Annotated in this window: 22 protein-coding genes; 11 read left to right on the forward strand and 11 right to left on the reverse strand. The window is 69.3% G+C overall.

The features are described from left to right. Positions 1–9: 9 nt before the first annotated feature. From EJ913_RS18245 to EJ913_RS18285, 9 genes are all read right to left on the reverse strand, one after another. Complete coding sequence (locus tag EJ913_RS18245) at positions 10–1,101, reverse strand: protein-glutamate methylesterase/protein-glutamine glutaminase (RefSeq protein ID WP_127000476.1); 1,092 nt, start codon at positions 1,099–1,101, stop codon at positions 10–12. Continuing rightward, the gene (locus tag EJ913_RS18250) at positions 1,101–1,931 is read right to left on the reverse strand and encodes a CheR family methyltransferase (protein WP_211098993.1); all 831 of its coding nucleotides are present in this window, start codon (positions 1,929–1,931) and stop codon (positions 1,101–1,103) included. Before EJ913_RS18250 ends, EJ913_RS18245 begins: the two co-directional genes overlap by 1 nt. 76 nt (positions 1,932–2,007) lie before the next feature. Next, a complete protein-coding gene (locus tag EJ913_RS18255) occupies positions 2,008–4,338 on the reverse strand; it encodes a methyl-accepting chemotaxis protein (RefSeq protein WP_127000480.1) in 2,331 nt (776 codons plus the stop codon). 52 nt (positions 4,339–4,390) lie between these two features. Then, entirely contained in the window at positions 4,391–4,915 is a 525-nt protein-coding gene (locus tag EJ913_RS18260) for a chemotaxis protein CheW (RefSeq protein WP_244939407.1), read from the reverse strand. Positions 4,916–4,935: 20 nt separating this feature from the next. Further along, the gene (locus EJ913_RS18265) at positions 4,936–7,143 is read right to left on the reverse strand and encodes a chemotaxis protein CheA (protein WP_127000482.1); all 2,208 of its coding nucleotides are present in this window, start codon (positions 7,141–7,143) and stop codon (positions 4,936–4,938) included. 36 nt (positions 7,144–7,179) lie between these two features. After that, on the reverse strand, positions 7,180–7,545 hold the full coding sequence (locus tag EJ913_RS18270) for a response regulator (RefSeq protein ID WP_127000484.1): 366 nt from the start codon (positions 7,543–7,545) through the stop codon (positions 7,180–7,182). Between the two features lie 50 nt (positions 7,546–7,595). Then, a complete protein-coding gene (locus EJ913_RS18275; RefSeq protein WP_127000486.1) occupies positions 7,596–7,850 on the reverse strand; it encodes an STAS domain-containing protein in 255 nt (84 codons plus the stop codon). Positions 7,851–8,087: 237 nt separating this feature from the next. Continuing rightward, positions 8,088–8,315: a hypothetical protein gene (locus EJ913_RS18280; protein ID WP_127000488.1), complete on the reverse strand. Its 228-nt coding sequence runs from the start codon at positions 8,313–8,315 to the stop codon at positions 8,088–8,090. A gap of 14 nt (positions 8,316–8,329) precedes the next feature. Continuing rightward, the gene (locus tag EJ913_RS18285; protein WP_127000490.1) at positions 8,330–8,533 is read right to left on the reverse strand and encodes a hypothetical protein; all 204 of its coding nucleotides are present in this window, start codon (positions 8,531–8,533) and stop codon (positions 8,330–8,332) included. A 391-nt stretch (positions 8,534–8,924) separates the two neighbouring features. Between EJ913_RS18285 and EJ913_RS33060 the strand changes: the two genes are divergently transcribed. The 7 genes from EJ913_RS33060 to EJ913_RS18320 all read left to right on the forward strand — a co-directional run bounded on the left by EJ913_RS33060 (position 8,925) and on the right by EJ913_RS18320 (position 14,017). Further along, complete coding sequence (locus tag EJ913_RS33060; RefSeq protein WP_274389924.1) at positions 8,925–9,629, forward strand: outer membrane lipoprotein; 705 nt, start codon at positions 8,925–8,927, stop codon at positions 9,627–9,629. A 106-nt stretch (positions 9,630–9,735) separates the two neighbouring features. Further along, complete coding sequence (locus EJ913_RS18295; protein WP_127000492.1) at positions 9,736–10,215, forward strand: PaaI family thioesterase; 480 nt, start codon at positions 9,736–9,738, stop codon at positions 10,213–10,215. A gap of 181 nt (positions 10,216–10,396) precedes the next feature. After that, entirely contained in the window at positions 10,397–10,861 is a 465-nt protein-coding gene (gene rplM, locus EJ913_RS18300) for a 50S ribosomal protein L13 (protein ID WP_127000494.1), read from the forward strand. 5 nt (positions 10,862–10,866) lie between these two features. Then, on the forward strand, positions 10,867–11,355 hold the full coding sequence (gene rpsI, locus EJ913_RS18305; protein WP_127000496.1) for a 30S ribosomal protein S9: 489 nt from the start codon (positions 10,867–10,869) through the stop codon (positions 11,353–11,355). Between the two features lie 109 nt (positions 11,356–11,464). After that, on the forward strand, positions 11,465–12,541 hold the full coding sequence (argC, locus tag EJ913_RS18310; protein WP_127000498.1) for an N-acetyl-gamma-glutamyl-phosphate reductase: 1,077 nt from the start codon (positions 11,465–11,467) through the stop codon (positions 12,539–12,541). Positions 12,542–12,713: 172 nt separating this feature from the next. Beyond that, entirely contained in the window at positions 12,714–13,232 is a 519-nt protein-coding gene (locus EJ913_RS18315; RefSeq protein WP_127000728.1) for a gamma carbonic anhydrase family protein, read from the forward strand. 188 nt (positions 13,233–13,420) lie between these two features. After that, a complete protein-coding gene (locus tag EJ913_RS18320) occupies positions 13,421–14,017 on the forward strand; it encodes an OmpA family protein (RefSeq protein WP_127000500.1) in 597 nt (198 codons plus the stop codon). A gap of 127 nt (positions 14,018–14,144) precedes the next feature. Here the strand turns inward: EJ913_RS18320 and EJ913_RS18325 are convergent, their stop codons facing one another. Next, positions 14,145–14,795: a pyridoxamine 5'-phosphate oxidase family protein gene (locus tag EJ913_RS18325; protein WP_127000502.1), complete on the reverse strand. Its 651-nt coding sequence runs from the start codon at positions 14,793–14,795 to the stop codon at positions 14,145–14,147. Between the two features lie 110 nt (positions 14,796–14,905). On the opposite strand from EJ913_RS18325, the gene pdxR reads away from it, so the two are divergent. Further along, positions 14,906–16,390: a MocR-like pyridoxine biosynthesis transcription factor PdxR gene (gene pdxR, locus EJ913_RS18330; protein WP_127000504.1), complete on the forward strand. Its 1,485-nt coding sequence runs from the start codon at positions 14,906–14,908 to the stop codon at positions 16,388–16,390. On the opposite strand, the gene EJ913_RS18335 is transcribed toward pdxR, so the two are convergent. Then, on the reverse strand, positions 16,368–17,321 hold the full coding sequence (locus EJ913_RS18335; RefSeq protein ID WP_127000506.1) for a glycosyltransferase: 954 nt from the start codon (positions 17,319–17,321) through the stop codon (positions 16,368–16,370). The two genes, pdxR and EJ913_RS18335, sit on opposite strands and share 23 nt — an antisense overlap. A gap of 306 nt (positions 17,322–17,627) precedes the next feature. On the opposite strand from EJ913_RS18335, the gene treS reads away from it, so the two are divergent. The 3 genes from treS to glgX all read left to right on the forward strand — a co-directional run bounded on the left by treS (position 17,628) and on the right by glgX (position 25,681). Further along, positions 17,628–20,948 (forward strand): maltose alpha-D-glucosyltransferase, encoded by a 3,321-nt coding sequence (gene treS, locus EJ913_RS18340; RefSeq protein ID WP_127000508.1) that lies wholly within the window; start codon positions 17,628–17,630, stop codon positions 20,946–20,948. 235 nt (positions 20,949–21,183) lie between these two features. Beyond that, positions 21,184–23,439, forward strand: a complete 2,256-nt coding sequence (gene glgB / locus EJ913_RS18345) for a 1,4-alpha-glucan branching protein GlgB (protein ID WP_127000510.1) — start codon at positions 21,184–21,186, stop codon at positions 23,437–23,439. Between the two features lie 103 nt (positions 23,440–23,542). Further along, entirely contained in the window at positions 23,543–25,681 is a 2,139-nt protein-coding gene (gene glgX, locus EJ913_RS18350) for a glycogen debranching protein GlgX (protein WP_127000512.1), read from the forward strand. The last annotated feature ends 133 nt before the right edge of the window (positions 25,682–25,814 follow it).

The raw sequence follows: 25,814 nt of genomic DNA on the forward strand, positions 1-25,814 counted from the left end.
AAGTTCCTGTCATGGGACGGGCTGGGGAAGCAGCCCCATCACCGTCTCGGCAACGCGGGACAGCGGCACCTCGCGTTCGACCCCGCCCAGCTCCTTGGCGATGCGTGGCATGCCGTAAACGACGCAGCTGCGCTCGTCCTGGCCGATGGTGCGGGCGCCCTCGTCGCGCATCCGCTTCAGGCCGTCGGCCCCGTCGCGCCCCATCCCGGTCAGGATCACCCCGATGCCGCGCCGTCCCGCCGCCGCCGCGACGGACTGGAACAGCACATCGACCGAGGGGCGGTGGCCCTGCACCTTCTCGCCCTCGTGCAGGCGGCAGCGGTAGGCGCCGCCGTCACGCACCAGCTCCAGATGCCGGCCGCCGGGGGCAATGTAGACATGGCCGGGGAGCACGCGGTCGCCGTGCTCGGCCTCCTTGACGCTCATGGCGCTGAGCGCGTCCAGCCGCTGCGCGAAGCGCCCGGTGTAGGCGCTGGGCATGTGGACCGTCACCAGCGTGCCCGGCGCGTTGGCCGGCAGCGTCGCGATGACCTCCCGCAGCGCCTCGACTCCGCCGGTCGACGCACCCATGGCGACCACCGATCCGGTGTGTCCCGCGACGCCCAGCAGGGCCAGCGCGGAGTGGTGAACGGCGGGGGCGGCCGCGCAGGGGCCGCCTATGCGGCGCGCGGCCAGACGGCGCTTGGCCCCGGCGGCGGCCACCACCTTGTCGACGATCTCCCGCCCCAGCTCGCCCAGCGCGTTGCGCAGGTCGGCGGTGGGCTTGGCCACGAAATCCACCGCTCCCATCTCCAGCGCCTGCAGGGTCGTGTCAGCGCCCTCCTGGGTCAGCGAGGAGATCATCACCACCGGCGTCGGGCGCAGGGTCATGATCTTTTCCAGGAAGGACAGCCCGTCCATGTGCGGCATCTCGATGTCGAGCGTCACCACGTCCGGGTCGGTCTCCTTGATCGCCGCACGGGCCTGGATCGGGTCGCTGGCGGTCGCCACCACGGTGGTGCGCGGATCGCCGTCGAGGATGGCGGTCAGCAGCCGGCGCACCAGGGCGGAATCGTCCACCACCACCACGCGGACCGGCGTTCCGGGGGCTTCGGCCGTCATCAGACCTCTCCTTCGCTGGGAACGCGCTCGTAGATCGTGCCGCCGATGGGGCGCAGCGGAATCCGCCGGTCGAGCAGCGACTCCGAATGCCCCAGATAGAGGAAGCCACCCGGCCGCAGCAGCGCCGCCAGCCGGCGGCACAGCGTCGTCTTGGTCTCGCGGTCGAAGTAGATCATCACGTTGCGGCAGAAGATCGCGTCGAACGGCCCGTTGACCGGCCAGCGCTCCAGCAGGTTTAGATGGCCGAAGGAGACCAGGGCGCGCGGTTCCGGCCCGACCGTCACCCGGCTGTCGTCATGGGGCCGGAAATGGCGCCGCAGGTCGGGTGGCACCGCGTCGCGGACCGCCTCGCCCCGGTACACCCCCGCCTCGGCGCGGTCGAGCGCCCCGGTGTCGAGGTCGGTCGCCAGGATGCGCGCGCCGAGCCGGCCCGCGTCCGGCGCCGCCTTCAGCAGGGTCAGGGCCAGCGTGTAGGGCTCCTCCCCGGTGGAGCAGGCGGCGGACCACAGCCGCAGCCGTCCGCCGCCCTGCGCCCGCCACGGCTCGACCACCGCCTCGGTCAGATGGGCGAAGTGGTGCCGCTCGCGGTAGAAGGCGGTGACGTTGGTGGTCAGCGCGTTCAGCAGGCTGACCATCTCCGTCTCGCCGCGCGGCGAGCGCAGCAGGCCGATGTACTCGCCGATGGTCGACAGGTTGAGCGCGCGCAGCCGCTTGACCAGACGGGACTGCACCAGTCCCCGCTTGCTGTCGTTCAACTGGATGCCGGTCCGCTGCCGGGCCAGCTCGGCGACGAAGCGGAAATCTCCCTCGTCGAGATGGATGCTCTTCAAGGCTCCGGCTCCGTTCAGCGTCCGCGGCATCGCTCTGGCGTCCCAACCCGTGGCGTTCGAGGGAAGAGTGGCGGCGTCAGAACTGCGACCAGTCGGTGCCCCGCTTGACGGCGCGGGCGGGCGTCTTGCCGCTGCCGGCGACGGTCAGCGCCAGCGGGCGCTCGGCCCCACGGTCCGCCATCTTGCGCGGGGCCTCGACGCGGGCCGGGGCCTTCGGGGCGCTGGGCACGGCCTTGAGCACCGGCACCGGCGGGTCGCTGATCTGGAAGAAGCTGACCAGCGTCAGCAGCCCGGTCGCGCTTTCCTGCAAGGTGCGGGATGAACCGGCGCTCTCCTCCACCAGGGCGGAGTTCTGCTGGGTCATCTGGTCCATGTTGGAGATGGCGCGGTTGATCTCGTCGATGCCGACGGTCTGCTCGCGGCTGGCCTCGGCGATCTCCGAGACGATGTCGGCGACGCGCTTGATCGAGGTGATGATCTCGTCGAGCTGCCCGCCGGCGCTGTTGACCAGATCGACGCCTTGGCGAACGTGGCCGCCGCTCTCCAGGATCAGCGACTTGATGTCCTTGGCGGCGTCCGAGGATTGCTGCGCCAGGGTGCGGACCTCCTGGGCCACGACGGCGAAGCCCTTGCCGGCGTCGCCGGCCCTTGCGGCCTCCACCGCCGCGTTCAGCGCCAGCAGGTTGGTCTGGAAGGCGATCTCGTCGATGACGCCGATGATGTCGGAAATCCGCTGCGAGGAGCTGGCGATCTGCCCCATGGCGCCGACCGCGTTCTTCACCACCTCGCCGCCGCGCAGCGCCACGTCGCGGGCGCCGAGCGCCAGGTTGTTGGCCTGCTGGGCGTTCTCGGCGTTGGCCTTGACGGTGGAGGCGATCTCTTCCATGGCCGCCGCCGTCTCCTCCAGGTTGGAGGCCTGCTGCTCGGTGCGCTCGGCCAGATCGACGGCGCCGTTGGCGATCTCGTCGGCGGCGGCGGCGACCTCCGAACTCGACGCGATGATCCGGCGCGTGGTGTCGGACAGGCGTTCGGTGGTGGTGTTGGCGTCGTTCGACAGGACCTTCAGCAGGCCGGCGTAATCGTCGCGGACGCGCTGGGTCAGGTCGCCCTCGGCGAGCGCGCTGAACAGCTGGCCGATGTCCTCCAGCGCCGATTCCACCTGCTGGCACAGCCCGTTCAGCGATTCCACCAGCATGCGCTGGAAGTCGCCCTTGCCGGCCGGGTCGAGCCGGACCGAGAAGTCGCCGTTTGACGCGGCGCGGACCATCGAGCCGATCTCCTCCTGGATCGCCTTCTGGGCGGTCAGGTCGGACCATTCCACCACGGTGCCGACCCGCTCCTTGCGGTCGTTCCACACCGGGCTGACGATCAGCACGAAGCTGCGCCCGCCGATCGACAGCGCCGCCTCGTGCCGCTTGGTCAGCGTGGCCAGCATGCTGCGCTGGTGCTGCGGGTTGCGGTGGAAGCGGTCGATGCTGGCGCCCAGCAGGGTGTCGACGCGGAAGCCGGGAAGCTGCTTGGCCATCTCCTCCTCGGCGACGCGCAGCATCTCGACCATCGTGCGGTTCATGTAGACGATGTCGAGGTTCTCGTCGGCGACCATCACGTTGGTCTGGCAGTTGTCGAGCGCGGCGCGGACGCGGACGTTCTCGGTGGCGATGCGGGCCTGCTCGCGTTCGCGGGCCAGGCGCTCGGTCCGGTCGTCCCACTCCACCACGGTGCCCAGCCGCTCGCCGCGCGCGTTCAGGATCGGGCTGGCGGTCAGGCCGAAGATGCGGCCGCCGACCTCGACCTGGGCGCGGTGGGCGCCGGTCAGCCGCTTGAGCATGCCGCGCTGGTGCGCGGGGTTGCGGTGGAAGGCGTCGATGTTGCGGCCCAGCAGGTTGTCGGTGCGGAAGTCCGGCAGGTCGCGGCGCAGGTCGGATTCGGCGGCCCGCAGCATCTCCAGCATCGTCTCGTTCATGTAGATGATGTCGAGCTCGTTGTCGGCGACCATGACGTTGGTCTGACAGGTCTGCAGCGCGGCGCGCAGGCGGGTGGCCTCCAGCGTGCGGGCCTCCATCTCGCGGATCGCGGCGGTCTGCTCCGCCGTGAAGTCGGCGATGTCCGTCGGCTCCCCGTTGGCGACGTCGCGCATCGCGCGGACCCAGCGGGTGTAGCGGGCGGATTCCGTCGCGATCGCCACGGCGTGGAGGCGGGCCTTGCGTTGGGCGGCCAGCAGCAAGGCGGTGCCGATGCCGGCCAGCAGGACGCAGGCGACCAGCGGGGCGAACTCCGCCCAGGCCGGACGGTGGATCGTCAGGCAGGCGACCACCGCGCCGCCGAGGCCGGCGACGCTGAGCAGGATGCCGAGGATCGCCGAGGTGGACGGACCCGACGGGGCGGTGTGGACGGTGGCGGTGGGCATGGGGCTTGGTCCCTTGGTCAAAGGCCCGTCGGGGGCCGGTCGGACGGCGGCGTTAGGCGGCGGCTTGGGCGGCGATGGCGACCAGCGACTGGTCGAGCAGCCGGTCGGGATCGAGGATGGCGATCATCCGGCGGTCGAGCGCCAGGAGTCCGGTGATGAAGCCGGCGCCCTCGCTCTCGTTTTCGGGCAGGGCGCGCAGGTCGGAGGCGCGGGCCTTCAGGATGTCGGAGACGGCGTCCACCAGAATGCCGATGGTGCGTCCGCGCGCGATCAGGATGATGACGACGTGCAGCCTGGAGGCCTCGGTGACGCCTCGGCCGAAGCGGCAGCGCAGGTCGAAGATCGGCACGATGTTGCCGCGCAGGTTCAGAACGCCGCGCACGTAGCTTGGCATGTTGGGCAGCGACGACACGTCGGCCCAGGCCTTGATCTCGCGCACCGCCATGATGTCGACGGCGAAATCGTCGCCGTTCACCTTGAACGCGACGAACTGGACGGGCTGGTGCTCGTCCTCCGCGTTTCCGTCGGGCGGGGCGGGGGAACGCTGGGCCAAAGCGGGGGCGGGGCGTTTCATCATGGCGGCGATCCGGTCGGGGGTCAGGCGGCGGCGCGGGGGGGCGGGGCGGAGGCGGCGTCGGGGAGGGCGTGGCGCCGGTCGCGCGCCATCGCCACGCAGTCGTCGAGGTCGAGGATCAGGCAGACCCGCCCGTTCCCCAGGATGGTGGTGGCGGCGACGCCGCGCACATGGGTGAAGTTCTGTTCGATCGGCTTGACGACGACCTGCTGCTGGCCGAGCAGCTCGTCCACCACCAGCCCGATGACGCCCGCCGTGTCGGTCTCGACGCGGACGACGATGCCGCGCGAGGGGTCGTGCTCGGCGCCGGGAAGCTGGAAGACCTCGGCCATGCGGACCAGCGGCAGCCAGTCGCCGCGCAGGAACACCACCGTGCCGCTGCCGACCACCTCGTGGACGTCGCTCGCCTTGGGGCGGGTGCTTTCCAGGATGTTGGCGAGCGGGATGACGTAGAGTTCGGTCCCGACGCGCACCAGCATGCCGTCGAGCACCGCCAGCGTCAGCGGCAGGGTCATGGTCCAGCGGGTGCCGCGCCCCGGCTCGGACTGCACGGTGACGCGGCCGCCGAGCGACTGGATGTTGCGCTGGACCACGTCCATGCCGACGCCGCGTCCAGACACGTCGGTGACCGATTCGCTGGTGGAGAAGCCGGGGGCGAAGAGCAGGGCGTCGATCTCGTCGTCGGACGGGGCGGCGTCGGCGGCGACCAGCCCCAGGGCGCGCGCCTTGGCCAGAACGCGCGGGCGGTCGATGCCGCGCCCGTCGTCCTCGACCCGGATGACGATGCGCCCGCCCTTGTTCTCGGCCGACAGGAAGACGGTGCCGCATTCGGGCTTGCCGGCGGCGCGCCGGTCCTCCGGCCGTTCGATGCCGTGGTCGAGCGCGTTGCGGATCATGTGGGTCAGCGGGTCGGCCAGCTCCTCGATGATCGTCTTGTCGACCTCGGTCGCTTCGCCGGCCATGCTGAGTTCGACGGTCTTGCCGAGACGACCGGCCAGATCGCGGACCATCCGGGGCATGCGGGCGAAGATCGACTTCACCGGCTGCATGCGGATCGCCATCACCGCGTCCTGGAGCTTGCGGCTGTGCGCGCTCAAGCCCTTCAGGGCGGCGATCATGCGGCGCTGCGTGCGCGAATCCAGCTCGCGGCACAGCTGGGTCAGCGTCGCCTCGGTGATGACCAGCTCGCCGACCATGTCGACCAGCCGGTCCACCCGGTCGAGGTCGACGCGGATGGTCCCCTTGCCGCCCGGCGCCGTGCCCCCGCGCGCGCCGGACGCCGTGGCGTCCTCGCTGACGGCGGCGGCCTGCGGCGGGGTCGGGGCGGGGACAGAGGCGGAGGCGGGCGTGGCGGTGGACATGGTGGCGGCAGCGGCGGCCGGTGCGCTGGCGGGGGCGGCGACGGGGGCCGCGATCCGGGGCGTGGCGGGCGGCGGCGGGATGGGCGTGGCCGGCGCCGGTCCCGGAATCGCGGCCATGGCCGACCCGTCGTCCTTCATCAGGTCGATGCGGATGTCGGCCTCGTCCTCGACGAATTCGAAGACCTCGCGGATGTCGGATTCGGGGTGGTCGGTTTCCAGCTCGATCCGCCACGCCAGCACCGGCTCGGTCGGGTCGAAGTTCTCGATGTCCGGCAGACGGGTGAGGTCGAGCTGCGACACCAGCCGGCCCAGCCGGCCCAGCGCCCGGATGATCAGCAGCGGCTCGTTGCCGCCGGAATAGGCGGTCGGGCGGAACTGGATGGCCCAACGGCGCAGCGCGTCGGGATCGGCCGGCAGGGGCGCGGGCGCCTGCACGGTCACGGCGGTGGTGGCGGTTCCCGCCGCGTCCACGGCTTCGGCCAGACGCTCGGCGATCTGGCGGGCGCGCTCGCCGTCGGCGCCGGTGCCCTCGCGCGCGGCCTCGACCTGTTCGGCCAGCGCGTCGCCGGATTCGAGCAGCAGCGCCAGCATCGGCGGGGTCAGCGCCAGCCGCCCGGTGCGCAGCCGGTCGAGCGCCGCCTCCATGCGGTGGGTCAGGTCGGCCAGAGCGGTCAGGCCGAAGGCGGCGGCGCCGGCCTTGATTGAGTGGGCGACGCGGAAGACGGCGTCGAGCGTCTCGCGTTCGTGGGTTCCGTTGCGGGCGCCGTCGCGCAGGGTGCCGAGCAGTTCCTCGTTGCGCAGCAGATACTCGCTGCATTCGTCGAAGAAGGTGACCCGAAGCTCATCCATGATGTCCGGGGTAAACGACATCGGCTGCGGCTCCCGTGCGGCGAAGGCGGAGGACGGTCAGGGGCAGACGCGGCGGACGACGTCCAGCAGCTTGTCCGGCGTGAAGGGCTTCACCAGCCAGCCGGTGGCGCCGGCGGCCTTGCCCTCGGCCTTCTTGCTGTCGGTGGCCTCGGTGGTCAGGATCAGGATGGGGGTGCGCTGGAAGCCCGGCTTGGAGCGCACGTGCCGGACGAAGGTCAGCCCGTCCATGTTGGGCATGTTGACGTCGGTGATGATCAGATCCACCGGGTCGCCGTTGATGCGCTGGAGCGCCTCCACCCCGTCGCCGGCCTCGCGGACGGTGAAGCCGGCGCCGTTCAGGGCCAGGCGGACCATGTCGCGCATCACCTTCGAATCATCGACCGCAAGAACGTTTCGGGCCATGGGACGCATCCTTGTAGGAGAGGAAGGGGACGGGGAGGGAAAGGGAAGGCTCAGGGCAGCGAGACGCCGGCCATGTCGAGCAGCGCGGCCAGGGACGGCGACAGATCCGACACGGCGGCGGCGATGCCCCGGCGCTCGGCGGTGCAGACCGCGCTGAGGATCGCGGCCAGCTCCGGCATGCTCAGGAAGTCGATCCCGTCCAGGCTGATGGACAGCCGGTTGCCGGGGCCGGCCTCGCGGACGGCCTGGGCCAGACCGTCGACCAGCTTGTCCGTCGAGCCGAAGAATTGCGACACTGCGAGCATCGGGCGTATCCTTCCAGGGTCGGTTTCCAGGTGGGGGCCGGTCGAAATCGCGATGGCCGCGCCGTGTCGGTGGTGTTCTGCAACCGGGGTGTTTCGCAATCGGGCGGTGGTCCGATCCATCCCGCCGACCATTCAAAAATGAAAGAATTTTAGGAAAATCGCACGCTTGTCGGCGGATAGTCCGGTTGGGAAAAGGGATACGGGGGGATAGTATCCCTGGGCCGGCACGCGTTCCGGTCAATGTTCCTGGAAGCTGTTTTCCAGTGTGGGCTTGCCCGGCTGGGCCAGCAGCTCGGCGGCACCGGTCGCCGTGGCGGCGACGGCAACGGCGGCGCGGGCCGGGCCGTATTCGATGTGCGTGGCGATGGCGTACATGGCCAGCCGGCGGCCGTTGGGCTGGAACTCGGCGATCTCGCGCAGCCGCTGCACCATGTCCAGCAATTCGTTGCGATGCTCTTCGGTCATGACACGATACCTTTTTAAAAGAGGTCGACGCTGCCGCCGGCGGTGGCGTTGGTGGCGCCCAGGATCATGGCGCCGCCGTAGCCATCCAGGACCATCGTCGGGGCATGCCGGGCGGCGATGCGGGCGAGGTTCAGCATGGCGGCGGAGGAGGGCGGCGGCTTCTTCCGGTTTTCGCCGGTCATGCGGGGGCGGGCGGGTCCGATGGTGATGGTGAACATCGCGTGCCTCGTTCCATGGGCGGACGTATCGGGGCCAAGCCGCAGCGGTTCCAGGCCCGACCGTGTCGCGCATGGAGGAAGGGAAGCGTCCGTTCCGGTTTGGGTTCAGCGGGAAAGAAGGGGGAGGGTTCGCCCACCGCCGCTCTCATCGACTGTCGGTACTCAATATACCCATTTCGATTTGGGTTGACCGCAGTTGCGAGGGTTAGTCTGGATGGGAAAACGGGTACTCATACCTATCCCGACCTATCCCATCGGAAAGGACCGATCCGGTCCTGTTTTCAGGGTTCCGGCGACGGCGCGGCGGTCTGCCCCCGGAAAAAAGCGGGGTGACGCGTGGCCCCGGATCGCTTATCAACGGTCCAACGAGCTTTTCAGCGGAAGTTTTGTCTTGTCGCGATTTGGCATGTTCTGCCTGCTCGCCGCCGTGGCCGGCGGTCTTTCGGGCTGCACCTCGGACTATTCTCCGAACACCTACGCCAGCAACGCCGTGCAGCAGGCCAACAAGGCCGAGCCGGGGGTGATCGCCGGCTATCGGCAGGTCGCCATCAGCGCCAACGGCACGGTCGGCGCCGTGACGGGCGGGGCGGCCGGCGGCATCCTGGGCGCGCAGGTCGGCTCGGGCGGCTTCAACTCGGCGCTCGGCACCGTCGGCGGCACCGCCATCGGGACGATCATCGGCACGACGATGGAGCACATCACCGGCGACGCCACCGGCTGGGAATACATCGTCCGCAAGCCGAACGGCGAGTTGCTGTCCTTGACCCAGCGCGAGCCCCAGCCGCTGCCCATCGGGCAGAAGGTGCTGGTCATCACCGGCAGCCAGGCCCGCATCGTTCCCGATTATTCGGCCCCCGCCGAAACGCCGGCCCCGGCAGCCGTCCCGGCTCCGGAAAAGCCGAAGGCGGAGATCAAGGCCGAGCCGCTGGAGGCTCCGCCCGCGCCCTCCTCCGCGCCCGCCCAGCCGTCCGGCACCGCCCCGGAGGCCGCTCCGGCAACTCCAGGACCTGTCCGTCTGGCTCCGGCGGCGGAGGCTGTGCCCGCTCCCGTCGCGCCCCTGCCGCCGTCGGGCGATGCCGTGAGGATCGCGGAGTAAGGGGAGGGCCGGCGTCCCACCGACGCCGCTCCGCCGGGCTTGCCTGGACCGGTGGTTTCGCGCACTGTTCGGAACGCCAACCGAACAGTGCGCCGCCCGAGGATCCATGACCGAGCCGACCGCCCCCGCCATCACCAAGGAAGAGCTGGACGTCCTGATCCGCGAGGGGGTGCCGCTGGTCGGCGGCTTCGGCGTCGTCATCGACAGCCTGGGCGCCGGGACGATCCGCCTGCGCCTGCCCTACAAGGACGATTTCGTGCGGCCCGGCGGCACGGTGACGGGGCCGGCGATGTTCGGGCTGGCCGACGTGGCGCTGTACGGCGCGGTGTTGAGCCTGATCGGCCGGGTCGAACTGGCGGTCACCACCAGCATGACCATCAACTTCCTGCGCCGCCCGCCCCCCGTCGCCATCGCCGCCGAGGCCCGCATCCTGAAGATGGGCAAGCGGCTGGCCTACGGCGAGGTGCTGGTCTTCTCCGAGGGCGACCCGGAGCCCGTGGCGCACGCCACCGGGACCTATTCGATTCCGCCGCACGACCCGGTCAAGCTCGCGGTATCTGGATACCAGCCTCCCGAGGCGGAATAAAAAATCCTTTGGTTTCAATGGCCTTGAGTAAGCGGTATGATGATACCGCGAAAACAAGCCATTGAAATCAAAGAGAAACTTTTCCGTTGACAGGGCGTCGCCCAAAACGTAATAAACCGTCCGCTTCGGCGCCCCGGATTCGGCGGCCCGCCGATCTGTGTTTGACTCAACGAGTGTGGCGATGAAGACCTTCAATCTGAAGCCGACCGACATCGAGAAGAAGTGGTACGTCGTCGACGCCGACGGCCTCGTTCTCGGGCGGCTTGCCAGCATCCTGGCGAACATCCTGCGCGGCAAGAACAAGCCGACCTACACCCCCCACATGGATTGCGGCGATCACATCGTCGTCATCAATGCGGAGAAGGTGAAGCTGACCGGCAACAAGCGCGAAGCCGACATCTTCTACTGGCACACCGGTTATCCGGGCGGGATCAAGGGCCGTTCCAAGGGCCAGATCCTGGACGGCAAGTATCCGGAGCGCGTCGTCGAGAAGGCCGTGGAGCGCATGGTTCCCCGTGGTCCGCTCGGCCGCAAGCAGATGACCCACCTCAAGGTCTACAAGGGCGCGACCCACCCGCACGAGGCGCAGCAGCCCGTCGTCCTGGACGTCGGCTCGATGAACCCGAAGAATAAGCGGAGCGCGTAATCCAAATGGCTCAGGTTACCACCACCCTTTCCGGCCTGAAGGATCTGACGGGCGCCGCCACCACCGCGACCGTCACCGAAGAGCTGGCCGCGCCGAAGATCGACGCCCAGGGCCGCGCCTATGCCACCGGCAAGCGCAAGGACGCCGTCGCCCGCGTGTGGATCAAGCCGGGCTCCGGCAAGGTCACCGTGAACGGCCGCGACCAGAGCGTCTACTTCGCCCGTCCCGTGCTGCGCATGATGATCGCCCAGCCGTTCGGCCTGACCGAGCGCGCCGAGCAGTTCGACGTGGTCGCCACGGTCGCCGGCGGCGGTCTGTCCGGCCAGGCCGGCGCGGTCCGTCACGGCATCTCGAAGGCCCTGACCTACTTCGAGCCGACCCTGCGTCCGCCGTTGAAGGCCGCCGGCTTCCTGACCCGCGACGCCCGTACGGTCGAGCGCAAGAAGTACGGCCGCGCCAAGGCCCGCCGCAGCTTCCAGTTCTCGAAGCGCTAAGGCCCTACACGGACCCGCGTCGCTACGGTACAAGCGAGGGGCGTCCCGAAAGGGGCGCCCCTTTCTTTTTGTCTCTTCCATGACTTTTCCAGCGAAGGACACCGGTTTCATGGCCCTGATCAGCACGTTTGGCAGCACCTCCAGCGGCACGAAGATCCGCGTCGGCATCCTGGGCGCCTCCGGTTACACCGGCGCCGAACTGGTGCGTATGCTGCTGCGTCACCCGAACGTCGAGATCGCCGCGCTGACCGCCGAGCGACAGGCCGGAAAGCCGTTGGCCGAGGTGTTCCCGCATCTGGGCGGTTTTGGCCTGCCCGATCTGGTGAAGATCGATCAGGTCAAGTGGGACGGGCTGGACTTCGTGTTCTGCGCCCTGCCGCACGGCACCACGCAGGAAGTGATCGCCGGGCTGCCGAGCGGGTTGAAGGTGGTCGATCTCTCCGCCGATTTCCGCCTGACCGATCCGGCCGAATACGCGACGTGGTACGGGCACGAGCACCGCGCCACCGATCTCCAGAAGGAGGTCGCCTACGGGTTGACCGAGTTCAACCGCCAGGGCGTGCGCAAGGCGCGGGTGGTGGCGAATCCGGGCTGCTACCCGACCTCGTCGCTGCTGCCGCTGCTGCCGCTGCTGCTGGAGAACCAGATCGAGCCGGGCGGGATCATCATCGACGCCAAGTCCGGCGTGTCGGGCGCCGGCCGCGACGCCAAGCAGGCCAACCTGTTCTGCGAGGTGTCGGAGGGCTTCAACGCCTACGGCGTCGGCCATCACCGCCACATGCCGGAAATCGAGCAGGAGCTGCGTCTGGCCGCCGGCCGTCCGGTGACGGTGTCCTTCACGCCGCATCTGGTGCCGATGAACCGTGGCATGCTGGCGACGATCTACGTCCGCATGGCCGAGGGCGTCACCGCCGACGACCTGCGCGCGACGCTGGCCGCCCGCTACGCCGACGAGCCCTTCGTGGGCGTGACCCCGGCCGGTGTGGTCCCCGCCACCCGCCACGTCCGCGCGTCCAACCACGCGCTGATGGGCGTGGTCGCCGACCGCACCCCGCGCGGCGCCATCATCGTGTCGGTGATCGACAATCTGGTGAAGGGCGCGTCGGGGCAGGCGATCCAGAACATGAACGTCATGATGGGGCTGGGCGAGACCACCGGCATCGATCAGGCGCCGCTCTTCCCGTAAGGTCACCGTAAAAACACCAGGCCCGGCGGCGAAAACTGTGTCGCCGGGCGCCCAGTGTTGCACAGACGCTGCAATGCCGATCCGCTTTGCGGGTTATAGAGAATTCGGGTGGTACCCTTACGCTTACGGTGGTTCAATCCCGACCGTCACGCACGGCTACAGACACGACTTGATGACCGGTCTCATTCGCGCCTTCAACGGCACGCTTCCCACCATCGACCCGACCGCCTTCATCGCGGAAACGGCGGTGGTGATCGGCGATGTCGTCATTGGGGCGGGCAGCGGCATCTGGTACGGCTGCACCGTGCGCGGAGACGTGAACGAAATCCGGATCGGTGCCCGCACCAACATCCAGGACGGCACCGTGATCCACGTGGCCTCCGAGGGGCAGGGCACCTACATCGGCGACGACATCACGGTCGGCCACATGGCGCTGCTGCACGCCTGCACGCTTGAGGACGGCTGCTTCGTCGGCATGAAAGCCTGTCTCATGGACGGCGTTCATGTCGAGTCGGGGGCGATGGTCGCCGCCGGTGCCCTGGTGACTCCCGGCAAACGGGTGAAGCGGGGATTCTTGTGGGCCGGAAGTCCCGCAAGGCCGGTTCGCGAGCTTTCCGAGCGTGATCTCGGCTTTTTCCCGGTCTCCGCCCGACGCTATGTCGATTTGGCGGAAACCTACCGGAAAAGCTGATATGGAAGAGGAGCATAGGCCCAAGGAACGAGCAGGCCAGGACGATCGGCTGAGGGTTCGGAACAACTCCGAACACCACATGTTGGGTCGGTGGCTGCCGCGCTTGCACGTGGGCGGATGCTTCGGTTGAACGGTTCATCCCCCGCAGGCACTCTGATGGGGAAGGGTTCTGGCAAGGGAGTGAAGAGATGAAGACTTTTGTTCGCGCTGGTTTGGCCTTGGTGCCGGCCGCTGTTCTCGCCATCGGTCTGGCTGGCACCGCCAACGCCCAGGACGCCGCCCTGGTCGGCACCGGCGTCAAGTGGTGCAACCCGGTGATCGGCTGGGGTCCTTCGGACGCCCGCACCGCCAGCGGCGGCTATGTGATCCACCAGGGCAGCTACCCCTGCCCGCCGGAAGCCGCCGCTCCGGCCGTCGCCCCGGCCGGCCAGGTTCAGAACGAATACCTGGTGTTCTTCGACTGGGACAAGTCGGTGGTCACCCCGGCCGCTGACCGCGTGATCGGCGACGCCGTCGCCGCGATCAGCAAGTCGGGTGGCGCCCGCATCCACGTCGTCGGCCACACCGACAGCTCGGGCTCGCCGGCCTACAACCAGAAGCTCTCGAACCGTCGCGCCGACGCGGTCAAGCGCGCCCTGGTTGCCAAGGGCATCCCGGCCGCCAACGTGACGACCGAAGGCAAGGGCGAGGGCCAGCTGCTGGTCCAGACCGGCCCGAACGTCCGCGAGCCGTCGAACCGTCGTGCGCAGATCCTGCCGCGCGGCGTGAACGCCCCGTCGTCCTAAGACGGAGGGAAACAGGGCCGGTTCCGGGGGTATCGGAGCCGGCCCTGTCTTCCACAGAAAAAGGCCGCGCCCGGTTCGTCCGGGCGCGGCCTTTTTCTGTTTCTTGCCTTGGTGTGACGGCGTTCCGTCACTCCCCGTCGCGGATGGGCGTTCCGGCGACCAGCGACAGCGGCACCACACCGGCCCACACCGGGAGATCCATGTCCTCCGGATCGTCGCAGGGCGGGCCGGAACGAATCTTCGCCGAGGCCTCGGCGATGGGGAAGGCCAGCACGGCGGTCGCCTTCAACTCCTGCGCGTTGGCCGGGCGGACCTTGGCGGCGCGGCCGGGTTCGATCTTCTCGACCAGGGCGTCGAGCGCGGCGCGCTTCTCCGTCTCGTCGTCGATCAGGCGCGGACGGCCGAACAGGACCACCGACCGGTAATTGACGGAGTGGTTGAAGCCCGAGCGGGCCAGCACCCAGGCGTCGATCAGCGACACGGTGATGCAGGCCTCGCCGCCCGATTGCAGGCGGCGGATCATCCGGCTGGCCGAGGAGCCGTGGATCAGCAACTCGTCGCCGACGCGCCAGGGAACGGTCGGAATGACCACGGGGACCGGCGAATCGGTGCCGTCGATGAAGCCGACGTGGCAGACCGGGGCCTCGTCGAGGATGGCGTGGATGGTGGCAACGTCGTGGTTGCCGCGGTCGCCCCGCCGCACGGCGCGGGTGCGCGGGGTCTGGGCCAAGACGGAGGTGTCGTCGGTCGCCTCGAAAGGCGGGAGGGGGGCGGGCATGGCCTGGCGGATCCAGCTGGGTTGCGATGCCGGAGCTTTGCGGCCAAAGTGGTCCGGTTGAAAGGTCCGGTTCGATCTTTTTATGGGGTCCAATTCGAAAGGCTACGCCCATGGGACGCCACGCCCGTCCGGTTCTCGCCAGCCTGGGGCCGATGGCGCTCGACCGTGCCGGCGCCGAACCGCTGCACCGGCAGCTCTACCGCGCCCTGCGCCAGATGGTGGTGGACGGTCGGCTGCGGCCGGGGGAACGGCTGCCGCCGACCCGCGCGCTCTCGGCCGAATGGGGGCTGTCGCGCAACACGGTGGTGACGGCCTACGACACGCTGCTGGCGGAAGGCTACGTCACCGGCCGGATCGGGGCCGGCACCTTCGTGGCGACCGCCCTGCCGGACCGCCCGCCGGAAGGCATGGCGCGCCGGGTCGATGCGCGGCGCGGCGTCGGGCTGTCGCGGCGCGGGATGGTGCTCGCCGATGCGCCGGCGGTGCCGCGCGACCCGCTCGTCCGGCCCTTCTCGCTGGGAACGCCGGATCTGGGCGCCTTTCCCTTCGCGCTGTGGGGCCAGCTTCTGGGGCGGAGCTGGCGGGTCGGTGGGCGCGGTCTGGCGGCCGACCCCGACCCGCTGGGCCACCCGCCGCTGCGCGAGGCGATCGCCGGCTATCTGCGGGCCGTGCGGGCGGTGCGCTGCGAGCCCGAGCAGGTGGTCATCGTGTCGGGCGCGCAGCAGGGGTTGGCGCTGGTGGCGCAGCTGCTGCTCGATCCCGGCGATTCGGCCTGGGTGGAGACCCCCGGCTGGCCGGGGAACCGTGCGGCGCTGCTGGGGGCGGGGGCGCGGCTGGTTCCGGTGCCGGTGGACGCGGAGGGGCTCGACGTGGCCGAGGGGGTGCGGCGGGGCGCCGACGCCCGGTTGGCGCTGGTCACGCCGTCGCACCAGTTTCCGCTCGGCGTCACCATGAGCCTGGGGCGGCGGCTGCAACTGCTGGATTGGGCGGCGCAGCAGGACGCCTGGATCGTCGAGGACGATTACGACAGCGAGTTCCGCTACGCCGGGCCGCCGCTGGCCGCCTTGCAGGGCTTGGACGGGGCCGGGCGGGTGGTCTATGTCGGCAGCTTCGGCAAGGTGATGTTCCCGGCGCTGCGGCTTGGCTACGTCGTGGTGCCGCCCGATCTGGTGGAGCCGGTGCGGGCGGCGCGGCGCCATTTCGACGGGGGCACCAGCGTGGTGCCGCAGGCGGCGCTGCACCGTTTCCTGACCGATGGGCATTTCGCCTCGCATCTGCGGGCGATGCGGGCGCTCTACGCCGGCAAGCGGGCGGCGATCCTCGACGCGCTGGGGCGCGGCTTCGCCGGGCTGGGGCGGGCGGAGGCGGGGGAGGCCGGGATGCACGTCCTCCTGCGCCTGCCGGACTCCGTGCCGGACCGCGTGCTGTCGGCGCGGGCGGCCGCCATCGGGCTGACGGTGCCGCCCCTGTCCAGCTATGGCGTGGACGGGGCGGGCGGCAACGGCGTGGTGTTGGGCTTCGCCGCCCACGGCGTGGAGGCGCTGGAGCGGGCGGTGGGCGAGTTGGCGCGGCTTACCGAAGCCCACCCACCGTGACGAGATCGGGTTCCCGCGCCGGGTCCGGCTCCGTCCAGGCTGGCTGGCGCAGGCTGAGCTGGTGCACCCGGTCCTCCATGTCCAGCACCGGGCGCCGCACGGAGAGGTCGGCGCGCATGGCGTCCTCGCCGGCCATGTGGACGATGCCGAGGCGGCGGTTCGGCAGGTAGTATTCGACCAGCTCGTTCCTTGCGGGGTCGAAGCGCCAGGGGCCGATGTAGTTGCACCATTCCGGCAGCAGCTCGACCGGCAGCCCGTCGAGATAGATCGCCCCGGCCATGGCGAGCTGGTCGGAGGTGAACAGCCGGCCCTTGACCAGCACCTTTTTCTGCCAGCGCTGGAACGCCGCCCAATGGGGCGCGTCGGCCTTCAGCGCGTAGGCCCCGGCGTTCAGCGTCGGGCGGGTCGCCAGCGTCCGGCTCTCCGCCGTGGTCAGCCCGGCGCGCGTGGCGTTCTTGAACAGGATGGAGCGCACCCGCGCAAAGCGCCCGAACAGCCAGTCGAGCCGCAGCTCGGTCTCCGAGAAACGGCCGAACTGGGCGACGATGGCGAAGCGGTTGAGCGCCGCGCCCCGGCGCAGCAACTCCACCGCCGCCCAATCCTGGACCCAGGCATCGGCGTCGATCCAGATGATCGTCTCGTAGCCGGGGAAGTAGTTGGGCAGATGCAGCTTGGCGAGGTTGGCCTTCAGGTGGATGCGGTTGCGCAGCCGGTGCGCCGGGATCTCCACCGGCCAGGGTGGCGTCACCACCGACAGCCCGTCGGCCGTCATCGCGGCGCGCTGGTCGTCGGTCAGCCCGGCGTCGATCACGCCGATGGGGCACTCCGCCGCCGGCTTCAGCGCGCGCAGTGAGGCGACCAGTTCGAGGATCAGCGGGCAGTACCGCGAATCGCCACCGGTGACGATGATGAAGGAACCGAGTGGGGCCATGATCCGCGCGTCGCCGTCCAATCTTTGGAAGAGGGGCGCAGCCTGATGGTGGTACCCAGCCAAGTCAAGCCGCGTGCGGCCCCGGTCCCGGAAGGTCCGGCCTTTGTTCCAGCGGAAGGGCCGTTTCGCCCCACGCGAACGGGTGATGCGCCGGGCGCGTTTGACGTAGGTCTTGAACCCGGCCGTTCCGCCGCCAGTTTGGATTCTTCCGGCCGGTCGGGGAAACCTTCGCCCGTCTGGCTTGTTTGCGTGAGGTGTTCCCGCAACACGTGTCCCCGCAACACGCTACGTGAAAGTGCTGGACCCATGATCGACCGCCAGGACCGGCTTTGGTACAAGGACGCCGTCATCTACCAACTGCACGTCAAGGCGTTCTTCGACGCCGACAACGACGGCATCGGCGATTTCGCCGGGTTGACCCAGAAGCTCGACTACATCCAGGATCTGGGGGTCACGGCGGTCTGGTTGCTGCCCTTCTACCCCTCGCCGCTGCGCGACGACGGGTACGACATCGCCGACTACAGCTCGGTGAACCCGACCTACGGCAACCTGGACGATTTTCAGCGCTTTCTGAACGAATGCCATGAGCGCGGCCTGCGCGTGATCACCGAGCTGGTCATCAACCATACCTCCGACCAGCACCCATGGTTCCAGCGCGCCCGCCAGGCGCCCGCCGGGTCGAACCACCGCGACTATTACGTCTGGTCCGACACCGACCAGAAATACCAGGGCACCCGGATCATCTTCTGCGACACGGAGAAGTCCAACTGGACCTGGGATCCGGTCGCCAACGCCTATTACTGGCACCGTTTCTACTCGCACCAGCCCGACCTGAACTTCGACAACCCGGAGGTTCTGGACGAGGTGCTGAAGGTCATGCGCTTCTGGCTGGACATGGGGGTGGACGGGCTGCGGCTCGACGCCATCCCCTATCTGAAGGAGCGCGAGGGGACCAACAACGAGAACCTCGACGAGACCCACGACGTCCTCAAGGCGATCCGCGCCGAGCTGGACAAGCATTACGACGACCGCATGCTGCTGGCCGAGGCCAACCAGTGGCCCGAGGACGTGCTGCCCTATTTCGGCGACCTGGAGAAGGGCGGCGACGAGTGCCACATGTCCTTCCACTTCCCGCTGATGCCGCGCATCTACATGGCGGTGGCGATGGAGGACCGGCACCCGATCGCCGACATCATGCGCCAGACCCCCGACATCCCCAACCAATGCCAGTGGGCCATATTCCTGCGCAACCATGACGAGTTGACGCTGGAGATGGTGACCGACACCGAGCGCGATTATCTCTGGAATTTCTACGCGTCCGACCGCCGGATGCGGATCAACCTCGGCATCCGCCGCCGGCTGGCTGCGCTGCTGGAGAACGACCGCCGCAAGATCGAGCTGCTGAACAGCCTGCTGATGTCGATGCCCGGTACCCCCGTCGTCTATTACGGCGACGAGATCGGCATGGGCGACAACATCTACCTCGGCGACCGCGACGGCGTGCGCACGCCCATGCAATGGTCGATCGACCGCAACGGCGGCTTCTCGCGCGCCGATCCGGCACGGCTGTTCCTGCCCGCCGTGCTCGACCCGATCTACGGCTATCAGGCGGTGAACGTCGAGGCGCAAACGCGCAACCCCTCCTCGCTGCTGAACTGGATGAAGCGGCTGGTCGCGGTGCGCAAGCAGCGCCAATGCTTCGGGCGCGGCTCCTTCAACCTGCTCTACCCCGGCAACCGCAAGGTGCTGGCCTACACCCGCTGCCTGGAGACCGAGAACGGCAACGAGATCGTGCTGTGCGTCGCCAACCTGTCGCGCTCGGCCCAGGCGGTGGAGCTGGATCTCAAGACCTTCAAGGGCCGCATTCCGGTGGAGTTGCTGGGCCGCGCCGTCTTCCCGCCGGTCGGCGAGCTGCCCTACCTGCTGACGCTGCCGGCCTACGGCTTCTACTGGTTCACCCTGGCCGTCGAGGCCGAGCTGCCGACGTGGCATGAGACCCTGCCGGAGCCGGTGCCCGACCTGCTGACCGTCGTCATGCGCGACGGCTGGAAGAGCCTGACCGTCGGACGGGCGGGCGACGAGCTGGGCCGCGACATCCTTCAGGTCTACCTGCCCAAGCAGCGCTGGTTCGCCGCCAAGGACCAGCGCATCGCCTCTTCCCACGTCACCCTGGCCGCCGAACTGAAGGGGGTCGGCGAGAAGGCCGGTCCGGACGGTTTCATGCTGGTGCGGGTCGAGGTCGCGCTCGGCGGCGACACCGCGCCGCAGACCTATTTCCTGCCGCTGGCGATGAGCTGGGAAGGGGCCGCCGGCTCCACCGGCTGGCCGCTGCTGCCCTACACGCTGGCCAAGGTGCGGCGCGGGCCGAAGACCGGCGCGCTCTACGACGCGGTGCAGGCCGACGGCTTCATCCTGTCGCTGCTCGACGCACTGCGCCAGGGCAAGGCGCTGCCCGCCACGGGCGGCACCGGGACGATCCGCTTCACGCCCACGCAGCAGCTCGCCGCCGTCGAGCTGTCGGCGGAGCCGGAGGTGCGGCGCCTGGGCGTCGAGCAGAGCAACAACTCGGTGCTGGTGGACAGCCAGATCGTGGTCAAGGTGCTGCGCCGTCTGGTCGAGGGCGAGCATCCCGAGATCGAGATGGGCCGCTACCTGACCGAGGTCGCCGGCTTCGTCAACACCCCGGCCCTGTTGGGCGCGGTGGAGCACATCGCCGCCGACGGCACGCCGACCGCGCTGGCGGTGGTGCAGAGCTTCGTCCGCAACCAAGGCGACGGCTGGGCCAGCACGGTGGAGACGTTGGAGCGCGAGCTGGAGGACGTGCGCCTGGGCGTCGGCGCCACGACCGAGGAGACGGCGGAGGTCAGCGAGCCGTTCAACATGCATCTGACCATGATGACCACGCTCGGCCAGCGCACCGCCGAACTGCACCGCGCGCTGGCGCAGACCACCGGCAACGCGGCCTTCGATCCGGAGCCGATCACCGTCGACGACCTGAAACGCTGGGCCAACGACGCCCGCACCCAGGCTGAGGCGGCCTTCGCGGCGCTGCCCGGCGCGCTCGACCGCTTGGCGCCCGGCGTGCGCGCGGACGCCGAACGGCTGCTGACCCGCCGCGAGGAGGCGTTGCGGCACTTGGACTCGCTCGCCACGCTGACGGTGGACAGCGTCAAGACCCGCACCCACGGCGATTACCATCTGGGTCAGGTGGTGCGCGCCCAGAACGACTGGTACATCCTCGATTTCGAGGGCGAGCCGGTGAAGACGCTGGAGGAGCGCCGGGCCAAGCACAGCCCGCTGCGCGACGTGGCCGGGATGATGCGGTCGTTCAACTACGCCGCCTGGGCGGCGCTGTTCCGGCTGGACGGCGCCACCGACCTCGGCGAGCCGGTCCACGCCGCCGCCCGCGCGTGGGAGCGGCAAAGCGTGGACGCCTTCCTCGACGGCTACCGCACCGCCATCGAGGGCAGCCCCGGCTGGCCGACCGGCCATGGCTCGGCGCGCGGCCTGCTGACGCTGTTCCTGCTGGAGAAGGCGTTCTACGAGATCGCCTACGAGGCGGCCCATCGTCCGGGCTGGATCGGCATCCCGGTCAAGGGCGTGCTGGGGCTGCTCGACGCGGAGTGAGGGTGGGGGCGCCGTAGCCCCCTCCCTAACCCTCCCCCGCTTCGCGGGAGAGGGGACTGCCGCTGCACCTTTGCAAAGTTCCCGGCCCCCTCTCCCGCGAAGCGGGGGAGGGGCGGGGAGGGGGCACGCGGCCTACGCTCCCCCTGGCCGATTGGCCGATGCGCCGGCGATGGTGTGACGATGCCGGCCTCTGTATGTTCACCACGGATCAAGACGAAGGGCAGGAGTTCAGCCGATGGCGAGCGATATCAGCACGGACACGCGCAGGACCCGCGCCACCGATTCCCGTGATCCGGCGTTGCGGGCGGCGGCCGAGGCCATCGCGCGGGCCGACCATGGCGATCCCTTCGCCGTTCTGGGAATGCACCAGAACGGCCCCGACGCTCCGGTCGAGCTTCGCGCCTTCGTGCCCGGCGCCCAGCGCCTGTGGGTGATCGACAGCGCCACCGGCCAGCCGGCGGGCGAGGCGGAGCGTATGCTGGAGGACGGCTTCTTCCACGCCGTGCTGCCCGACCGCACCCAGCGTTTCCGCTACCGGCTGCGCGCCGAATACCCGCTGGCGACCCAGGAGTTCGAGGACGCCTACCGCTTCGGCAACGTGCTGGGCGAGTTGGACGTCCATCTGCTGGCCGAAGGCACCCATCTGCGCGCCTTCGAGCGGCTGGGCGCCCACCCGCGCACCGTCGACGGGGTGGACGGCGTCGCCTTCGCGGTCTGGGCGCCCAGCGCCCGCAACGTCAGCGTCATCGGCGAATTCAACAACTGGGACGGCCGCCGGCTGCCGATGCGCCGCCGGGTCGAGGCGGGCGTCTGGGAAATCTTCGTGCCCCACGCCACCACCGGCCAACGCTACAAGTTCGAGGTGCGCGGGTCGGACGGCAACCTGCTGCCGCAGAAGGCCGACCCCTACGCCTTCCGGGCGGAGATGCGGCCCGCCACCGCCTCGGTCGTCCACGGCCTGCCCGCCTACCAGTGGCGCGACGCCGAGTGGCAGAGCCGCCGCGCCGCGACCTCCGACCGCAACGCGCCGGTGTCGATCTACGAGGTGCATCTGGGCTCCTGGGCGCGGGTGCCCGAGGAGGAGGACCGCTTCCTGACCTACCAGGAGCTGTCCGAACGCCTGATCCCCTACGTCAAGACCCTCGGCTTCACCCACATCGAACTGCTCCCGATCACCGAGCATCCCTTCGACGGCTCCTGGGGCTACCAGCCCATCGGCATGTACGCGCCGACCAGCCGCCACGGCTCGCCGGAGGACTTCAAGGCCTTCGTGGATTCCTGCCACCGCGCCGGCATCGGCGTGCTGCTGGACTGGGTGCCGGGCCATTTCCCGACCGACCAGCACGGGCTGGGGCTGTTCGACGGCACCCATCTCTACGAGCACGCCGACCCGCGCCAGGGCTTCCACCAGGACTGGAACACCCTGATCTACAATTTCGGCCGGACGGAGGTGCAGAACTTCCTGCTCGGCAACGCGCTGTTCTGGCTGGACCAGTACCGGCTGGACGGGCTGCGCGTGGATGCCGTCGCGTCCATGCTCTACCTCGACTACAGCCGCAAGGAGGGGGAGTGGATCCCCAACACGTTCGGCGGGCGCGAGAACCTGGAATCCATCGCCTTCCTCAAGCGCATGAACGAGCTGGTCTACGAGCGGAACGCCGGCGCCATGACGGTGGCGGAGGAATCGACCTCCTGGCCGATGGTGTCGAAGCCGACCTATCTGGGCGGCCTGGGGTTCGGCTACAAATGGAACATGGGCTGGATGCACGACACCCTGGCCTACATGCAGAACGACCCGATCCACCGGCGCTACCATCACCACCAGATGACCTTCGGGCTGATCTATCAGTTCTCGGAGAACTTCGTCCTGCCGCTCAGCCATGACGAGGTGGTGCATGGCAAGGGCTCGCTGATCAACAAGATGCCGGGCGACGACTGGCAGAAATTCGCCAATTTGCGCGCCTATTACGGCTTCATGTTCGCCCATCCCGGCAAGAAGCTGCTGTTCATGGGCGGCGAGTTCGCCCAGCGGCGGGAATGGAGCGAGGCCCGCAGCCTCGACTGGCACCTGCTGGAGGAGCCGCTGCACCGTGGCGTCCGCGACCTGATCCGCGACCTCAACGGGCTGTACCGCGAGCTGGCGCCGCTGCACAAGACCGACTGCGACCCGTCCGGCTTCGAGTGGATCGAGTCGAACGACAACGAGAACTCGATCTTCACCTTTCTGCGCAAGGCCGACGATCCGGACCACCTCGTCATCGCGGTGTGCAACTTCACGCCCATCCCGCGCGAAGGCTACCGCGTCGGCGTGCCGTTGCCCGGCCGCTACGTGGAACGGCTGAACACCGACGCCCCGGAATACGGCGGCAGCGGCGTCGGCAACGGCGGCGCGGTGGAGGCGGAGGAGGTGCCCTGGCACGGCCGCACCCACTCCCTGAACCTGACGGTGCCGCCGCTGGGCACCCTGATCCTGGAGCGACGCAAGGAATGAGCGGGTTCTAATAATAGGCGATTCCGCCAAGCGCCCTTGACGAAGGTGGGGGGAGGCTTTCTTATTGGATCCGTTGATTTCTGTGTGAGATCCCGGCCCGACGATGCCCCCCATACCCGCCCGCACCACCGTCTGGCCCGGCAAACCGCACCCGCTGGGGGCGACCTGGGACGGGTTCGGCGTCAACTTCGCGCTCTTCTCCGCCCACGCCGAGCGGGTGGAGCTGTGCCTGTTCGACAAGACCGGCCAGCGCGAGGTCGAGCGGATCACCCTGCCCGAACACACCGACGAGGTCTGGCACGGCTACCTGCCGGACGCCCGGCCCGGCCAGCTCTACGGCTACCGCGTCCACGGCCCCTACGAGCCGGAGGAGGGGCACCGCTTCAACCCGAACAAGCTGCTGCTCGACCCCTACGCCCGCGCGCTGTTCGGCGGCTTCAAATGGTCGGACGCCCATTACGGCTACCGGGTCGGCTCGACGCGCGAGGATCTGTCCTTCGACCGGCGCGACAACGCGCGCGGCATGCCGAAATGCCGGGTGGTGGACGGCGCCTTCACCTGGGGCCACGACCGCCGCCGCTCCGTCCCCTGGACCGACACGGTGGTCTACGAGACGCACGTCCGCGGCTTCACCATGCGCCACCCCGACGTGCCGGCCCATCTGCGCGGCACCTTCGCCGGCCTGTCGGTCAATTCGGTCATCGAGTATCTGCGCGCGCTCGGCATCACCTCGGTGGAGCTGCTGCCGGTCCAGGCCATCGCCGACGAGCAGCATCTGGTCACGCGCGGCCTGACGAATTACTGGGGCTACAACACCATCGGCTTCTTCGCGCCGGAACCGCGCTACATGACCACCGGCGTGCTGTCGGAGTTCAAGACGATGGTGGCCCGCCTGCACGACGCGGGCATCGAGGTCATCCTCGACGTCGTCTACAACCACACGGCGGAGGGCAACCACCTCGGCCCCACCCTGTCCTTCAAGGGCATCGACAACCTCAGCTACTACCGGCTGATGCCGGACAGCCCGCGCTACTACATCAACGACACCGGCACCGGGAACACCCTGAACTTCGCCCACCCGCGCGTGGTGCAGATGGTGATGGATTCCCTGCGCTACTGGGTGACGGAGATGCACGTCGACGGCTTCCGCTTCGACCTCGCCACCGTGCTGGCGCGCGAGCCCTACGGCTACGACCCCGGCTCGGGCTTCCTCGACGCGGTGCGGCAGGACCCGGTGCTGGCCGACGTGAAGCTGATCGCGGAGCCGTGGGACGTCGGCCCCGGCGGCTACCAGGTCGGCAACTTCCCGCCGGGCTGGGCCGAGTGGAACGATCGCTACCGCGACACCGTGCGGCGCTACTGGCGCGGCGACGACGGCATGCTGCCGGAACTGGCCGGGCGCATCGCCGGGTCCTCGGACCTGTTCGAGAAGCGCGGGCGGCGGAGCTGGGCCAGCGTGAACTTCATCACCGCCCATGACGGTTTCACCCTGCACGACCTCGTCTCCTACAACGACAAGCACAATTGGGCCAACGGCGAGGACAACCGCGACGGCCATTCCTCAAACTGCTCCTGGAACCACGGGGCGGAGGGCGAGATCGCCGACCCGGCGGTCAACGCGCTGCGCGCCCGGCAGAAGCGAAACCTGCTGGCGACGCTGCTGCTGTCGCAGGGCACCCCGATGATGCTGGCCGGCGACGAGCTGAACCACAGCCAGAAGGGCAACAACAACGCCTATTGCCAGGACAACGACCTGACGTGGCTGGACTGGTCGCGCCAGGATCCGGCGCTGCTGTCCTACGTGCGCCTCCTGATCGCGCTGCGCCGGGCGCACCCGGTGCTGCGCCGCCCGGTCTTCCTGCACGGCCGGGAAACCGCGCCCAACGGCCTGAAGGACATCGTCTGGTACAACGCCCAAGGAATCGAGAAGACCGCCGAGCATTGGCGGAACACCCAGGCGCGCTGCATCGCCTTGCTGCTGAACGGCCACGCCGGCCACCACATCGGGGCCGACGGCCAGCCGTTGACCGATGGGGTGCTGCTGATCGTGCTGAACGCCCACGCCGACACGCTGGCGGTCACCCTGCCCGACGTCCCGGGCGGGCGCGGCTGGCGCTGCGTCCTCGACACCCGTGTCGAGGACGGGACAGGGGACGAGCGCATGCAGCTTCCCGGACGCGCGATGCTGGTGGACGGGCGGACGGTGCTGGTCTTCACGCTGGTCGAGCAGCCCGGACAGTAAACGTGCGGGGCCGGCGCCCGGTCCCTGCGCCGCTTTGCCATCTGGCGCCGCCGGCCCCCGCCTCGCGATGCTACCGCGACGGACGGGACCAAGCCGTGTTAACCTTGCCGTCGCCGCGACGATTCGGATAGGA

Origin of the sequence: Azospirillum doebereinerae, from assembly GCF_003989665.1 — a bacterium.
Lineage (GTDB): Bacteria > Pseudomonadota > Alphaproteobacteria > Azospirillales > Azospirillaceae > Azospirillum > Azospirillum doebereinerae.

Coding starts and splice junctions, on each gene's coding strand:
- EJ913_RS18275 (WP_127000486.1), bottom strand. CDS start 7,850: ATGCTCGCAGTGTCGCAATTCTTCGGCTCGACGGACAAGCTGGTCGAC.
- EJ913_RS18280 (WP_127000488.1), bottom strand. CDS start 8,315: ATGACCGAAGAGCATCGCAACGAATTGCTGGACATGGTGCAGCGGCTG.
- EJ913_RS18265 (WP_127000482.1), bottom strand. CDS start 7,143: ATGTCGTTTACCCCGGACATCATGGATGAGCTTCGGGTCACCTTCTTC.
- EJ913_RS18295 (WP_127000492.1), top strand. CDS start 9,736: ATGACCGAGCCGACCGCCCCCGCCATCACCAAGGAAGAGCTGGACGTC.
- EJ913_RS18260 (WP_244939407.1), bottom strand. CDS start 4,915: ATGATGAAACGCCCCGCCCCCGCTTTGGCCCAGCGTTCCCCCGCCCCG.
- pdxR (WP_127000504.1), top strand. CDS start 14,906: ATGGGACGCCACGCCCGTCCGGTTCTCGCCAGCCTGGGGCCGATGGCG.
- EJ913_RS18255 (WP_127000480.1), bottom strand. CDS start 4,338: ATGCCCACCGCCACCGTCCACACCGCCCCGTCGGGTCCGTCCACCTCG.
- EJ913_RS18320 (WP_127000500.1), top strand. CDS start 13,421: ATGAAGACTTTTGTTCGCGCTGGTTTGGCCTTGGTGCCGGCCGCTGTT.
- glgX (WP_127000512.1), top strand. CDS start 23,543: ATGCCCCCCATACCCGCCCGCACCACCGTCTGGCCCGGCAAACCGCAC.
- EJ913_RS18245 (WP_127000476.1), bottom strand. CDS start 1,101: ATGACGGCCGAAGCCCCCGGAACGCCGGTCCGCGTGGTGGTGGTGGAC.
- EJ913_RS18270 (WP_127000484.1), bottom strand. CDS start 7,545: ATGGCCCGAAACGTTCTTGCGGTCGATGATTCGAAGGTGATGCGCGAC.
- EJ913_RS18285 (WP_127000490.1), bottom strand. CDS start 8,533: ATGTTCACCATCACCATCGGACCCGCCCGCCCCCGCATGACCGGCGAA.
- glgB (WP_127000510.1), top strand. CDS start 21,184: ATGGCGAGCGATATCAGCACGGACACGCGCAGGACCCGCGCCACCGAT.
- rpsI (WP_127000496.1), top strand. CDS start 10,867: ATGGCTCAGGTTACCACCACCCTTTCCGGCCTGAAGGATCTGACGGGC.
- rplM (WP_127000494.1), top strand. CDS start 10,397: ATGAAGACCTTCAATCTGAAGCCGACCGACATCGAGAAGAAGTGGTAC.
- argC (WP_127000498.1), top strand. CDS start 11,465: ATGGCCCTGATCAGCACGTTTGGCAGCACCTCCAGCGGCACGAAGATC.
- EJ913_RS18335 (WP_127000506.1), bottom strand. CDS start 17,321: ATGGCCCCACTCGGTTCCTTCATCATCGTCACCGGTGGCGATTCGCGG.
- treS (WP_127000508.1), top strand. CDS start 17,628: ATGATCGACCGCCAGGACCGGCTTTGGTACAAGGACGCCGTCATCTAC.
- EJ913_RS18325 (WP_127000502.1), bottom strand. CDS start 14,795: ATGCCCGCCCCCCTCCCGCCTTTCGAGGCGACCGACGACACCTCCGTC.
- EJ913_RS18315 (WP_127000728.1), top strand. CDS start 12,714: ATGACCGGTCTCATTCGCGCCTTCAACGGCACGCTTCCCACCATCGAC.